General features: G+C 72.0%; 11 protein-coding genes. 10 read left to right on the top strand and 1 reads right to left on the bottom strand.

Going from position 1 to position 12,393, the window contains the following annotated elements:
- Positions 1 to 36 precede the first annotated feature (36 nt).
- Positions 37 to 1,431 (bottom strand): ATP-dependent RNA helicase DbpA, encoded by a 1,395-nt coding sequence (gene dbpA, locus DFP85_RS08015; protein ID WP_133635774.1) that lies wholly within the window; start codon positions 1,429 to 1,431, stop codon positions 37 to 39.
- Between the two features lie 297 nt (positions 1,432 to 1,728).
- On the opposite strand from dbpA, the gene DFP85_RS08010 reads away from it, so the two are divergent.
- The 10 genes from DFP85_RS08010 to DFP85_RS07965 are packed head-to-tail and all read left to right on the top strand — an operon-like array spanning position 1,729 to position 12,372.
- Entirely contained in the window at positions 1,729 to 1,980 is a 252-nt protein-coding gene (locus DFP85_RS08010; RefSeq protein ID WP_133635773.1) for a HypC/HybG/HupF family hydrogenase formation chaperone, read from the top strand.
- Positions 1,973 to 2,338 (top strand): hydrogenase maturation nickel metallochaperone HypA/HybF, encoded by a 366-nt coding sequence (locus tag DFP85_RS08005; RefSeq protein WP_133635772.1) that lies wholly within the window; start codon positions 1,973 to 1,975, stop codon positions 2,336 to 2,338. The genes DFP85_RS08010 and DFP85_RS08005 overlap by 8 nt, the downstream gene beginning before the upstream one ends.
- 13 nt (positions 2,339 to 2,351) lie before the next feature.
- Positions 2,352 to 3,140, top strand: a complete 789-nt coding sequence (gene hypB / locus DFP85_RS08000; RefSeq protein WP_133635771.1) for a hydrogenase nickel incorporation protein HypB — start codon at positions 2,352 to 2,354, stop codon at positions 3,138 to 3,140.
- Between the two features lie 3 nt (positions 3,141 to 3,143).
- Entirely contained in the window at positions 3,144 to 6,668 is a 3,525-nt protein-coding gene (gene hypF, locus DFP85_RS07995) for a carbamoyltransferase HypF (protein ID WP_208108471.1), read from the top strand.
- Positions 6,669 to 7,697 carry a hydrogenase expression/formation protein HypE gene (gene hypE, locus DFP85_RS07990; protein ID WP_208108470.1) on the top strand — a complete coding sequence of 343 codons (1,029 nt, stop codon included), beginning with the start codon at positions 6,669 to 6,671 and terminating at the stop codon, positions 7,695 to 7,697. It begins immediately after the preceding gene.
- A gap of 48 nt (positions 7,698 to 7,745) precedes the next feature.
- A complete protein-coding gene (locus DFP85_RS07985) occupies positions 7,746 to 8,864 on the top strand; it encodes a 4Fe-4S dicluster domain-containing protein (protein WP_133635770.1) in 1,119 nt (372 codons plus the stop codon).
- The gene (locus tag DFP85_RS07980; protein ID WP_133635769.1) at positions 8,861 to 9,694 is read left to right on the top strand and encodes an FAD/NAD(P)-binding protein; all 834 of its coding nucleotides are present in this window, start codon (positions 8,861 to 8,863) and stop codon (positions 9,692 to 9,694) included. The genes DFP85_RS07985 and DFP85_RS07980 overlap by 4 nt, the downstream gene beginning before the upstream one ends.
- 2 nt (positions 9,695 to 9,696) lie before the next feature.
- Positions 9,697 to 10,518 carry an NADH-quinone oxidoreductase subunit B family protein gene (locus DFP85_RS07975; protein WP_133635768.1) on the top strand — a complete coding sequence of 274 codons (822 nt, stop codon included), beginning with the start codon at positions 9,697 to 9,699 and terminating at the stop codon, positions 10,516 to 10,518.
- Positions 10,515 to 11,846, top strand: coding sequence for a Ni/Fe hydrogenase subunit alpha (locus DFP85_RS07970; protein WP_133635767.1), 1,332 nt, complete (start codon positions 10,515 to 10,517; stop codon positions 11,844 to 11,846). Before DFP85_RS07975 ends, DFP85_RS07970 begins: the two co-directional genes overlap by 4 nt.
- On the top strand, positions 11,830 to 12,372 hold the full coding sequence (locus DFP85_RS07965) for a hydrogenase maturation protease (protein ID WP_166644620.1): 543 nt from the start codon (positions 11,830 to 11,832) through the stop codon (positions 12,370 to 12,372). Before DFP85_RS07970 ends, DFP85_RS07965 begins: the two co-directional genes overlap by 17 nt.
- Positions 12,373 to 12,393: the final 21 nt, after the last annotated feature.

The raw sequence follows: 12,393 nt of genomic DNA, 5'->3' as shown, positions 1-12,393 counted from the left end.
TGGGTATCCCGCGGGCGTATCTCGTTTGGCTTCCGGTCAGCGGCTGATGCGGCGGGCACGGAAGCTGCGCCCCTTGAGCCTGCCGTTTCCCAGCTGGTCGAGGGCCGCCGCGGCGACGTCGCGCCGCACGGCCACGTAGGCGCTGTTGGCGAGCACCTTGATCTTGCCCACCTGATCCCCGGCGATCCCCCCCTCGCCGGTCAGGGCGCCGAGGATGTCGCCGGGTCGCAGCTTCTGCTTCTTGCCGGCCCCCAGTTGCAGGGTCGCCATGGCGGGTCGGAAGGGCTGGCGCTCCAGCACCGCGCGGGGGGGCAGTGGCTCGGTCTCCAGGCGCTCCCCGAGCAACTCGGCGAGCCGCGCCAGGCGGTAGTCCTCCTGCTCGGTGAGCAGGGTATAGGCGGTCCCGGAGCCGCCCGCCCGGCCGGTGCGCCCGACACGGTGGACATGCACCTCGAGCTCACGGGCGATGCGGTAGTTGAACACCGCGTCCAGGGCGTCGATGTCGAGTCCGCGGGCGGCCACGTCAGTGGCCACCAGGATAGAGGCGCTGCCATTGGCGAACAGCACCAGCAGGCGGTCGCGGTCGCGCTGCTCCAGGTCGCCATGCAACGCCAGGGCGCTGAAGCCCGCGTCGTTCAGGGCCTCGGCGACCTCGTCGGTCTCGCGCTTGGTATTGCAGAACACCACGCTCGAGGCGGGTCGAAAGTGCAGCAGCAGGCGGCGCAGCGCCTCGAAGCGGGCCGACTCGTCCGCCACCCGGTAGAAGTGCTGGCGGATCGTGGTGGCGTCGTGGGGCTCGGCCACCTCCACGCTGACCGGTTCGCGCATCAGCCGCTCGGCGATGGGTCGGATGCCCTCGGCATAGGTGGCGCTGAACAGCAGCATCTGGCGGTCCGCCGGGGTCTCGGCGATGATCGCCTCCATGGCCGCCTGGAAGCCCATGTCGAGCATGCGGTCGGCCTCGTCCAGTACCAGGGTCTCGAGCGCCCCCAGGGCCAGCGAGCCCTTGCGCAGGTGCTCCTCCACCCGCCCCGGGGTGCCGACGACGATGTGCGCGCCATGCTCAAGCGACGCCAGCTGCGGCCCCAACGGGGCCCCGCCGCACAGGGTCAGCACCTTGACGTTGGGCAGGCTGCGCGCCAGGCGGCGAATCTCGCCGGCCACCTGGTCCGCCAGCTCGCGGGTCGGACAGAGCACCAGCCCCTGCACCCGGAAGTCCGCCACCGACAGCCGCGACAGCAGCGCCAGGCCGAAGGCGGCGGTCTTGCCCGAGCCGGTCTTCGCCCGGGCGATCACGTCGCGGCCCGCCAGCATGGGCGGCAGGCTCTCGGCCTGGATCGGCGTCATGGCGTGATAGCCCAGCGAGGCGAGGTTGGCGAGCAGTTCCGGCGCCAGCGACAGCGTGGCGAAATCGGGAGAGGAATCAGACACGTGGATAGACCTGCAAGGGAAGGCGGGCACCGGGACAGGGCGCGAGGAGGGTGGGCGCCATCGGGCCGGGGCCGTGGAAGCGATGATCGGAGGCCGCCAGCATAGCAGAAAGTGGCGCGCATCACCCGGCCTGGTGACGCCGCCATGACCTTCGCTGCCCGCCTCGCCGCAGGCGGCGGCGCCGTTGGCTGGCGGGACATGTCCGAAAGGCCCCCATCTCCTATAGTCAGTGTCAGGGGGTGGAGTCATGCCATCCGCGACCATCACGCCACCTGCCGAGGAGGGCCGACGCGCATCATGTGCCTGGCGATTCCCATGCAGATCACCCGCATCGACGGCGACACGGCGCGCGCGGCCTCACGCGGCATCGAGCGCGACATCGACCTGATGCTGGTGCAGGACCAGGCCCTCGCCGTGGGCGACTACGTCATCGTGCATGTCGGTTACGCCCTCCAGCGACTGGACCCCGAGGAGGCCCTGGCGACCTGGCGGCTTCTCGACGAGATGGACGATGCCACCCCCGCAGAGGCGGACGACGGACGTGCATGAGCTGAGCCTGTGCCGCTCGCTGGTCCGCCAGGCCAGCCGGGTCGCCGCCGAGCATGGCGCGCTGGGCATCCGCCGTGTCTGCCTGCGCATCGGGCCGCTCTCCGGGGTCGAGGCCGCGCTGATGCACGAGGCCTTTCCGCTGGCCAGCCGCCATACCCTCGCCGAGGGGGCACGGCTGGAGATGACCCGCTGTCCGGTCCGGGTGCACTGCCCCCGCTGCGCTCAGGAGGCCGAGGCCAGCGTCAACGACCTGAGCTGCCCGCGCTGCGGGCACTGGCAGACCCGGCTGACCGGCGGCGACGAGCTCCTGCTGGTCAGCGTCGACCTCGCCGACACCCCTCTCCCTCCCACCGGATAACAGGAGCCTCATCGTGTGCCAGACCTGCGGCTGCGCCCTTCCCGACCACCTGCAGCACGCCTCGAACGAGCACGACGTCCATACCGTGGAGGTCCTCGAGGGCCTGAAGGTCCACAACGACGAGGTGGCGCGCCATAACCGCGAGCACTTCGACCGCGCCGGGCTGCTGGTCGTCAACCTGATGTCCTCCCCCGGCGCCGGCAAGACCAGCCTGCTGGAGGCCACCATCGAGGCGCTGGGCACCCGCTACCGCCTCGCGGTGATCGAGGGCGACCTGGAAACCGAGAACGACGCCCGGCGCATCCGCGCCCGGGGCGTGCCTGCGGTCCAGATCACCACCGGCAGCGCCTGCCACCTGGATGCCGCCATGGTGCATCGCGCGGCCCATGCGCTGCCACTGGACGCCCTGGACCTCCTGTTCATCGAGAACGTCGGCAACCTGGTCTGCCCCGCGAGCTTCGACCTCGGCCAGCATGCCAACGTCACCCTGCTCTCGACCCCGGAGGGCGACGACAAGCCGCTCAAGTACCCGGTGATGTTCCGCGCCAGCGACCTGGTGCTGGTCACCAAGACCGACCTGCTGCCGGTCCTCGACGACTTCGATGTCGAGGCGGTGGCGGCGCACATGCACCGGCTCGCCTCTGCGGCCCCGGTGATGGCGCTGAGCAGCAAGTCGGGACCGCTCGACGCCTGGCTGGAATGGCTCGAGGCCGGCCTGGCCGAGCGGCGCCGACCGGCCTTCCACCCGGCGCCTCCCGCCAAGGAGGCGTGCCTGCTGACTCGCCCCCAGGGCCTCGCCTGAGCCATGGCGCTCCCCACGCCCGGCGAGTGGCTGGACCGGATCCGCGCCCTGCCCCGGCCGGCATCGGGTCACCTGCGGATCATGAACGTCTGCGGCGGCCACGAGCGCACCATCACCCATGCCGGCCTGCGCAAGGTGCTGCCCGACTACCTGGAACTGATCCCCGGGCCGGGTTGCCCCGTCTGTGTCTGCCCCGAGGAGGACATCCATGCCGCGGTGGCCCTGAGCCTCGCGGACGACGTCATCGTCGCCACCTTCGGCGACATGGTCCGGGTGCCCTGCAATGCCCCCCGGCGGGAGCCGCGCTCCCTGCAGGCCGCCCGCGCCCTCGGCGGCCGGGTGGTCCCGGTCGCCTCCCCCGGCGAAGTGCTGACGCTGGCCCGCCAGCATCCCGGAAAGCGAGTGGTCTTCTTCGCCGCCGGCTTCGAGACGACCACGGCACCGATCGCCGCCCTCTTCTCCCGCACGGACCTGCCGGATAACCTGCTGCTGCTGCTCAGCGCCCGCCAGACCTGGCCGGCCATCGCCCACCTGCTCGAGGACGGCGCGCCAGGCTTCGATGCGCTGATCGCCCCGGGGCATGTGGCCACCATCATGGGCGCCGAGCAGTGGCGCTTCGTGCCCGAGGCGCACGGGCTGCCCACTGCCGTGGCCGGCTTCACCCCCGGCCTGATCCTGGCGGGCCTGCATGCGGTACTCAGGCAGGCGCTCGACCGGGCCCCGCGGCTCGACAACGCCTACCCGCAGTGCGTCACCGCCGCCGGCAACCGTCGGGCACAGGCGCTGATGGGCGAGCTGTTCGAGATCACCGACGCCGAGTGGCGCGGCATCGGCCCCCTGCCCGACTCCGGCTACGGCTGCACGACGACCCTGGCCGAGCGAGATGCCCGCCGACACTTTCCCGGGGTGTTCGAGGCCGCCTACGCACGGCGCGGCGAGATGCCGCCCGGCTGCGACTGCGCCGAGGTGGTGCTGGGCCGGATCCGGCCACCGCAGTGCCGGCTCTACGGCAGCGCCTGCCGGCCCGAGAGCCCGGTGGGCCCCTGCATGGTCTCCGAGGAGGGCGCCTGCCGGATCTGGTGGAGCCACGGCGTTCGGCCGACGCAGGACGCGCCCGCCGGGCGGATCGCCGCCACCCCGGTCGAAGCTGCCCCTGGTGCGACTGACCCTGGTGAGACTGACCCTGGTGAGACAGCCCCGATCGAGAGAGCCCCCGACCAGGAGGCGCGACGCTGGGTGCTGGCCGGCGTGGTCCAGGGCGTGGGGTTCCGGCCCTTCGTCCAGCGGCTGGCCAGCCGGCGGGACCTCGCGGGCCAGGTGCGCAACAGCGGCGGCAAGGTGGTGATCGAGGCCCAGGGAAGCGCCGACCGGCTGGACGCCTTCGAGCGGGCACTGCTCGCCGAGGCGCCGCGGCTGGCGCGCCCGCGCCTCGCTCGCCGCGAGACGATCCCGGCGACGCTGAGCCCGCCGGACGCGGCCCGACCGTTCGTGATCCGGCAGAGCGACGGCGACCCGGGCGGCGCGATCCACCTGCCACTGGACACCCCGGTGTGCCCGGCGTGCCTGGCGGAGATGCACGACCCGCAGGACCGCCACCACGGCTACCCCTTCACCCACTGCGACCAGTGCGGCCCGCGCTACAGCGTGATCGAGCGGCTGCCCTACGATCGGGCACGCACCAGCCTCAAGGCCTTTCCGCTCTGCCCCGAGTGCCGGCGGGAATACGACGACCCCCAGAGCCGACGCTTCCATGCCCAGTCGATCGGCTGCCCGCAGTGCGGGCCGCGGCTGACGTTTGTAGAGGGGGGCGTGGAGGGCAACCGGACGCTCACGGATCCCGGGGAGGCGCTGGCGGCCGCCATAGCGGCGCTGGCCGAAGGCCGGATCGTCGCCGTGAAGGGGGTCGGTGGCTACCACCTGATGGCCGATGCCGGCAACCCGGCGGCGCTGGCGACCCTGCGCGAGCGCAAGCATCGGCCGCACAAGCCGTTCGCCGTGATGGTCCCGTGGCAGGGCGAGGATGGCCTGGAGGTCGTGCGCCGCCATGCCCGGCTGGACCCGGCAGCCGCCGAGGCCCTGCTCGCCGACGAGCGGCCGGTGGTGCTGCTCCCGCTGCGGGCCGACCACGGGCTCGAGGCGGGCCTCGCCCCCGGGCTCGACGAGGTCGGCGTACTGCTGCCCTATGCGCCCCTGCACCACCTGCTGATGGAGGCCCTGGCGCGCCCGCTGGTCGCCACCTCGGCCAATGTCGCCGGCGAGCCGATCATCGCCGACCGGGCCATGGCGGAGCAGCGCCTGGGCCGGGTGGCCGATGCCTTCCTGCACCATGACCGCCCCATCCTGCACCCCGTGGATGACGGCATCCGGCGGCCCATCGCCGGCAGGGCGCGGCCGCTGCGTCCGGGGCGGGGCAGCAGCCCCCTCGAGCTCGAGCTGCCCTGGCGCCTGCCCCGGGCCGTGCTCGCCGTGGGTGCCCAGCAGAAGAGCACGGTCTGCCTGGCCTGGGAGGCACGGCTGGTGCTGTCGCCGCACATCGGCGAGCTGTCGGCGCTGCGCACCCAGCAGGCCTTCGCGCGGCAGATCGAGACTCTGGCCGGGCTGTATGGCGTGCGCCCCGAGCTCGTCCTGCATGATGCCCACCGTGGCTACCACAGCACCCGCTGGGCCCGCGACAGCGGCCTGGCGTGCCGGGAGGTCGCCCATCACCACGCCCATGCTGCCGCCCTGTGCGGGGAGCACGGCCGCTTCCGGGAACCGACCCTGGTGTTCACCTGGGACGGCACCGGGCTGGGCCCGGACGGCACCCTGTGGGGTGGCGAGGCCCTGCTCGGCCGCCCCGGCCACTGGCAACGCCATGCGTCGTTCGCGCCCTTTGCCCTGCCCGGCGGGGAGGCGGCCATCCGGGAGCCCTGGCGCCTGGCCACCACCCTGGGCTGGCAGAGCGGCCTCGAGGGGCCGGTCGCCGAGGGCACCGGCGAGGAGCTGGCCCTGCTGCGAGCGGCCTGGGAGCGGCGCCTCAATGCCCCCGCCTGTTCCGCCGTGGGCCGGCTGTTCGATGCCGCCGCGGCCCTGCTCGTCCCGATGCCACGGGTCAGCCACGAGGCCCAGGCCGCCATGCGGCTCGAGGCGCTGGCCCAGAGCAACGAGGAGCGCGACGGCCAGCCGCTCAAGCTTCCCCACCGACGCGACCCGGACGGGGTGCTACGCTGTGACTGGCGCCCGCTGATCCGTCACCTCCATGACGCACGCCTCGCCCCGGAACGGCGCGCCGCGGACTTCCATGCCACCCTGGTGCGGGTGCTGTGCCGCCAGGCCGGGGCGGCTCGGGAGGCGACCGGGGTGGAGACCCTCGGCCTCACCGGTGGCGTGTTCCAGAATCGCCGGCTGACCGAGGGGGCCGTGGCAGCCCTGGAGGAGGACGGCTTCAGGGTGCTCCTGCACGAACGGCTGCCCTGCAACGACGCCGCCATCAGTGTCGGCCAGGTCATGGAGGGCCTGGCCCGACTGTCACGGCATGAGGAGGAGTGAGTGACCCAGCCCGGTCCCGACACGGCCACCGTCACCCTGGCCCACGGCAACGGCGGGCGCCTCATGCGCCAGCTGATCGATGCGATGTTCATCCGCCAGCTGGGCAATCCCTGGCTGGCGCCGCTGGCCGATGCCGCCATCCTGCCCCCCTTCCCGGACGGCGACCACGAGCTGGTCTTCACCAGCGACGGGGTCACCGTGCAGCCGCTGTTCTTCGCCGGGGGCGACATCGGCAGCCTGGCGGTGCACGGCACCGTCAACGACCTCGCCGTCTGCGGGGCGACCCCGCGCTACCTGAGCCTCAACGCCTTCCTGGAGGAGGGGCTGCCGCTCGAGGCGCTCGAGCGGATCGTTGCCAGCCTGGCCAAGGCCGCCAGGGCCTGCGATGTCCAGGTGGTGGCCGGCGACACCAAGGTTCTACCGCGCGGGCTCTGCGGCGGGCTCTACTTCGGCGTGTCCGGGATCGGCACGCGGCCCGCCGGGCTTACCCTCGGCACCGGCGGCATTCGTGCGGGGGATGCGGTGCTGGTCAGCGGGCCGCTGGGCGATCATGGCATCGCCGTGATGCTGGCCCGCGAGGAATTCGGCCTGAGCGGCAACCTGGCCTCCGACAGCGCCAGCGTGCTGCCCCTGACCCGGGCGCTGCTGACGATGCCCGGCCTGCGCTTCATGCGCGACCCGACCCGCGGCGGCCTCGCGACGGTGCTGCACGAGGTGATCCAGGCCACAGGGCTCGGCGTGACGCTCGAGGAGCCACGCCTGCCGATCCGTGGCAGCGTGCGCAGCGTCTGCGACATGCTGGGCTACGACCCCCTCTATCTGGCCTGCGAGGGGCGGGTGGTCGCCATCGTGGCCGAGGACGAGGCCGACGAGGCCCTGCGCCGCTGGCAGGCATTGCCGCAGGGGCGAGGGACGCAGCGGATCGGCGCACTCGACCCGCACCACGACCGGCTGCTGCTGGTCAACGAGTGGGGCGGCGAGCGCCTCCTGCAGGAGCTCGAGGACGACCCGCTGCCGCGCATCTGCTGAGCGAGGCGGCGCCCGCCACCTGACGATCGTTGAAGGGGACACGGCACCATGAAGGTACGGCACTTTCTCGCCCGCGAGCGCCTCCAGTCACTCCTCGACCGGCTGGTGGAGGCGGGCTATGAGGTCATCGGGCCCCGGGTGCGCGACCATGCCATCCTCTTCGAGCCCCTCTCGGCGGTGGAGCAGCTGCCTGTCGGGATCATCGACGACCAGGCCCCCGGCCGCTACCGGCTCGAGCGCACCGACTCCGGACGCGTCTTCGACTGGGCCACCGGCCCCCAGGCGATCAAACCGCTGACCTTTGCCCCTCGCGAGACCCTGTGGCGAAGCGAGCGACAGCCCGACGGCCGCCTGGTGTTTCGCGAGCAGCCCCCCGAGGCCCAGCCGACGGCGGTCATTGGCGTACGCGCCTGCGATCTCGCGGCGCTGGCGATCCATGACCGCCACTTCCTGCATGACGCCCACCCGGACCCGCACTATCGCGAGCGACGCCAGAACCTCTTCCTGGTCGCCGTCAACTGCATGCGCTCCGCGGCCACCTGCTTCTGTACCGCTACCGGGGATGGCCCGCGGGCCCAGCACGGCTTCGACCTGGCGCTCTCGGAACTCGACGACGGCTTCGTGGTGGAGGCCCACACCCAGGAGGGCCAGGCCATCCTCGACACCCTGGAGACGACCCTGGCAAGCCATGACCAGCTCGAGCAGGTGGAGGCCGGGGTCGAGCGTGCCACCCGCCAGCAGACGCGCGGCCTGCCCGACACCTCGCTCCCGGAGATGCTGCAGGCGGCCGTCGACCATCCGCACTGGCAGAGCCTCAACGACCGATGCCTGACCTGCGGCAACTGCACCGCGGTCTGCCCCACCTGCTTCTGCCAGACCCACGTCGACGAACTCTCCCTGGACGGCCAGACGGCCAGCCACGGCCGGCAGTGGGGCAGCTGCTTCGACCCCGACCACAGCTACATCCATGGTACCGTCATCCGCGCCGAGCGGCCCCAGCGCTATCGGCAGTGGCTGACCCACAAGTTCGGCACCTGGGTGGAGCAGTACGGCCGCAGCGGCTGCGTGGGCTGCGGCCGCTGCATCGCCTGGTGCCCGGTGGGCATCGACGTGACCGAAGAGTTGGAGGCGCTTTCCAAGGCCCCCGATGGGGAGGACACGCCATGACCAGCGCGCTGGTGCCCTTCGAGGCCGAGGTCGTCGGCTGCAGGGACGAGACCCCGGACATGTTCAGCCTGCAGCTGCGCTTCACCGACCCCGAGGTGCAGGCCGCCTACCGCTTCACGATGGGCCAGTTCAACATGCTCTACCTGCCGGGCATGGGCGAGGTGCCGATCTCCATCGTCTCCGACCCCGACGAGCGGGCGATGATCGACCACACCATCCGCAAGGTCGGCTCGGTCACCCGCAACCTGGGGCGGCTCGAGGTCGGCGACCGGCTCGGCCTGCGCGGCCCCTACGGTCGCGGCTGGCCCACGGAGGAGGCCGAGGGTACCGACCTGCTGATTGTCACCGGCGGGCTGGGCTGCGCGCCGTCGGTCTCGCTGATCGAGTACGTCCTGCACCGACGCGGACGCTACGGCCGGCTGCATATCATCCAGGGGGTCAAACACTCCAACGACCTGATCTGGCGCGACCGCTACGACGCCTGGCGCTGGCACCCCGACGTCGAGGTCTACCTGACCGCCGACACCGGCGATACGTTCTGGCCCTGGCATACCGGACCGGTGACCCAGTTCTTCGAGCGCATCGACTTCGACCCGGCGCGCTGCTCGGTCTTCATCTGCGGGCCCGAGGGCATGATGCGGGCGGTGATCAAGGCGATGCGCGAGCGCCAGGTGCCGGAAGAGCGGATCTGGCTCAGCATGGAGCGCAACATGCACTGCGCCATCGGCTCCTGCGGCCGCTGCCAGCTGGGGCCCAAGTTCGTGTGCCGTGACGGCCCGGTCTTCACCTGCCGGGAACTGGCGCCCTACCTGTCGCACAAGGGAGTCTGACCATGGCCACCGCGACCCGCCGCCCACGCATCGCCGTGCACAAGTTCAGCTCCTGCGACGGCTGCCAGCTGGCCTTCCTCAACCTGGGCGAGCCCCTGCTGGCCCTGGCCGAGACCGTCGATATCCTGCACTTCGCCGAGGCCGGGCCGGTCGACGAGGAGGCCGAGGTCGAAATCGCCTTCGTCGAGGGCAGCGTGGCCACCTCCCAGGACGCCGCTCGCCTGCGCGGCATCCGCCAGCGCAGTCGCTACCTGGTCACCATCGGCGCCTGTGCCACCGCCGGCGGCATCCAGGCGCTGCGCAACCTCCACGACGCCGATGAGTGGGTATCCGGGGTCTATGCCCAGCCCGAGCATATCGACCTGCTCGCCGACTCGACCCCGATTGCCGAGAGCGTCAAGGTCGACCTGGAACTCTGGGGCTGCCCGGTCAGCGGCGAACAGGTGCTCGGCGCCACCAAGTCGCTGCTGGCCGGCCATCTGCCCCGGGTCGACCACAGTGCGGTCTGCATGGAGTGCAAGCGCCAGCAGGCGGTGTGCGTGATGGTCGCCAAGGGCCAGCCCTGCATGGGCCCGGTCACCAGCACCGGCTGCGGCGCGATCTGCCCCCGCTGGCAGCGCGACTGCTACGCCTGCTACGGGCCCGCCGTCCAGGCCAACGTCTCGGCCCTGGCCAGCCACCTGGCCGATACCGGCATGCCGGCAGGCGACATCGCCCGGCGCCTGCTGTTCATCAACGGCCATGCCGAACCGTTCCGGAGCGAGGGCCTGGACTGGCAGGCCCGGGTCATCACGCGTCAGGGCGGCGAGGAGGAGCAGGGATGAGTCACGACACGCGAACCGGCGAGATCCATGTACCCATCCTGGCGCGGGTCGAGGGCGAGGGGGCGCTGGACATCCGCATCGCGGCCGGCCGGATCGAGGCGCTGACGCTGCGCATCTTCGAGCCGCCCCGGCTGTTCGAGAAGCTGCTCGAGGGGCGCAGCACCCAGGACGTGATCGACAGCGTGGCCCGCATCTGCGGCATCTGCCCCGTGGCCTACCAGATGAGTGCGGTGGCGGCGATCGAGTCGATCCTCGGCGTCACGCCGAGCCCCTGGGTGGAGGCGATGCGCCGGGTGATGTACTGCGGCGAGTGGCTGCAGAGCCACAGCCTGCACATCCACCTGCTGGCCGCCCCCGACTTCCTCGGCTACGAGAGTGCCCCGGCGATGGCCCGGGACTACCCGGACGAGGTGCGCCGCGGCCTGCGCCTGCAGGGGCTCGGCAACGAGATCATCCGCACCTTCGGCGGCCGCTCGGTGCACCCGGTCGGCATCTGTCCGGGCGGCTTCTTCCATGCCCCCGACGCGGCGGCCATCGATGCCCTTCGAGAGCACCTGGCTGCGGGCCTCGAGGAGGCCCGCGAGCTGATCACCTGGGTAGCCGGCCTGCCGCTGCCCGAGGACGACCAGGACTTCGTCTCCGTCTCGCTGCGCCATGACCACGACTACCCCATCACCGCGGGCCGCATCGTCTCCGACCAGGGGCTCGACCTTGACCCGGCCGACTTCGAGCAGCGCTTCCGGGAGTTCCAGGTCCCCCACTCCACCGCCCTGCACGCCCAGCTCGACGGCCACCCCTACCTGGTGGGGCCACTGGCCCGGCTCAACAACAACCTCGACCGGCTGCCCGAGGAGCTGCGAGAGCTGCTCGACGACCTCGGCGTGCGCTTTCCCAGCCGCAACATGTTCCACAGCATCGTCGCCCGGGCGGTGGAGATGCATGTCGCCCTCGCCGAGGCGCTGCGCCTCACCGAGGACTACGACCCCGCCGCCGAGCCCCATGCCGAGGCGCCCGCCCGGGCCGGGGTCGGCGTCGGCTGCACCGAGGCCCCCCGCGGCATCCTCTGGCACCGCTATGCGCTGGACGATCAGGCCCGGGTCGTCGAGGCCCGGATCGTCCCCCCGACCAGCCAGAACCAGGCGCGGATGGAGGAGGACCTCGCGGCGAGCCTCACGCGCTTCGGCCTGGAGCGTGACGACGATGCCCTGCGCCTGCACGGCGAGATGGTGATCCGCAACTACGACCCCTGCATCTCCTGCGCCACCCACTTCCTGGACTTCCGTGTCTTGCGAGAAAATGACTTGCGAGAAAATGACTGGCGAAGATAAGCCCCGCAGGAATGCCCCGGGCGCGACCGAGACCAACACCGCAGACGGTCGGCCCGGGGGCCATGCCTATCTCTTCGGGCTCGGCTCGCCCCATGGCGGGGACCGGCTGGGCTGGCTCGCCGCCGAGTGGCTGGGTGATGCGCTGTGCGAGCGCGATGACCTCACGGTCGCGCGACTCGACCAGCCCGTCGACCTCTTCCTGCACGCGGTGACGCCACGCGACCGCCTGCTGCTGGTCGACGCCATGCGGGGCCAGGGGCCGCCCGGCACCCTCAAGGCCTTTTCGCCGGCGGAGCTCCCCACAGCCGCCGCTCGGCTGTCCTCCCACGGCCTCGACCTGGCGGGCACCCTGGCGCTGGTCGAGGCCCTGGGGCTCTTCCGGGCGGGCATCCGGATCATCGGCATCGAGATGCCAACAGATGCAGGCCCCGAGATGACGGGCCGCGAGATGACGGCACCCGGGCTCGACGGGGCGCAGGCCCGGCGACTGCACGCGGCGGTCCTGGGCTGGCTCGATGCCGGCTAGGGTCCCGGACCAGGGCGGGCC

It is taken from the genome of Halomonas ventosae (genome assembly GCF_004363555.1).
Classification (GTDB): domain Bacteria; phylum Pseudomonadota; class Gammaproteobacteria; order Pseudomonadales; family Halomonadaceae; genus Halomonas; species Halomonas ventosae.
This window is presented reverse-complemented; position numbering and strand designations above follow the sequence as displayed.

Excerpts from the sequence above, each read along its gene's own strand:
- DFP85_RS08010 (WP_133635773.1), top strand. The coding sequence starts at position 1,729 with ATGTGCCTGGCGATTCCCATGCAGATCACCCGCATCGACGGCGACACG.
- hypF (WP_208108471.1), top strand. The coding sequence starts at position 3,144 with ATGGCGCTCCCCACGCCCGGCGAGTGGCTGGACCGGATCCGCGCCCTG.
- DFP85_RS07985 (WP_133635770.1), top strand. The coding sequence starts at position 7,746 with ATGAAGGTACGGCACTTTCTCGCCCGCGAGCGCCTCCAGTCACTCCTC.
- DFP85_RS07980 (WP_133635769.1), top strand. The coding sequence starts at position 8,861 with ATGACCAGCGCGCTGGTGCCCTTCGAGGCCGAGGTCGTCGGCTGCAGG.
- DFP85_RS07975 (WP_133635768.1), top strand. The coding sequence starts at position 9,697 with ATGGCCACCGCGACCCGCCGCCCACGCATCGCCGTGCACAAGTTCAGC.
- DFP85_RS07970 (WP_133635767.1), top strand. The coding sequence starts at position 10,515 with ATGAGTCACGACACGCGAACCGGCGAGATCCATGTACCCATCCTGGCG.
- DFP85_RS07965 (WP_166644620.1), top strand. The coding sequence starts at position 11,830 with ATGACTGGCGAAGATAAGCCCCGCAGGAATGCCCCGGGCGCGACCGAG.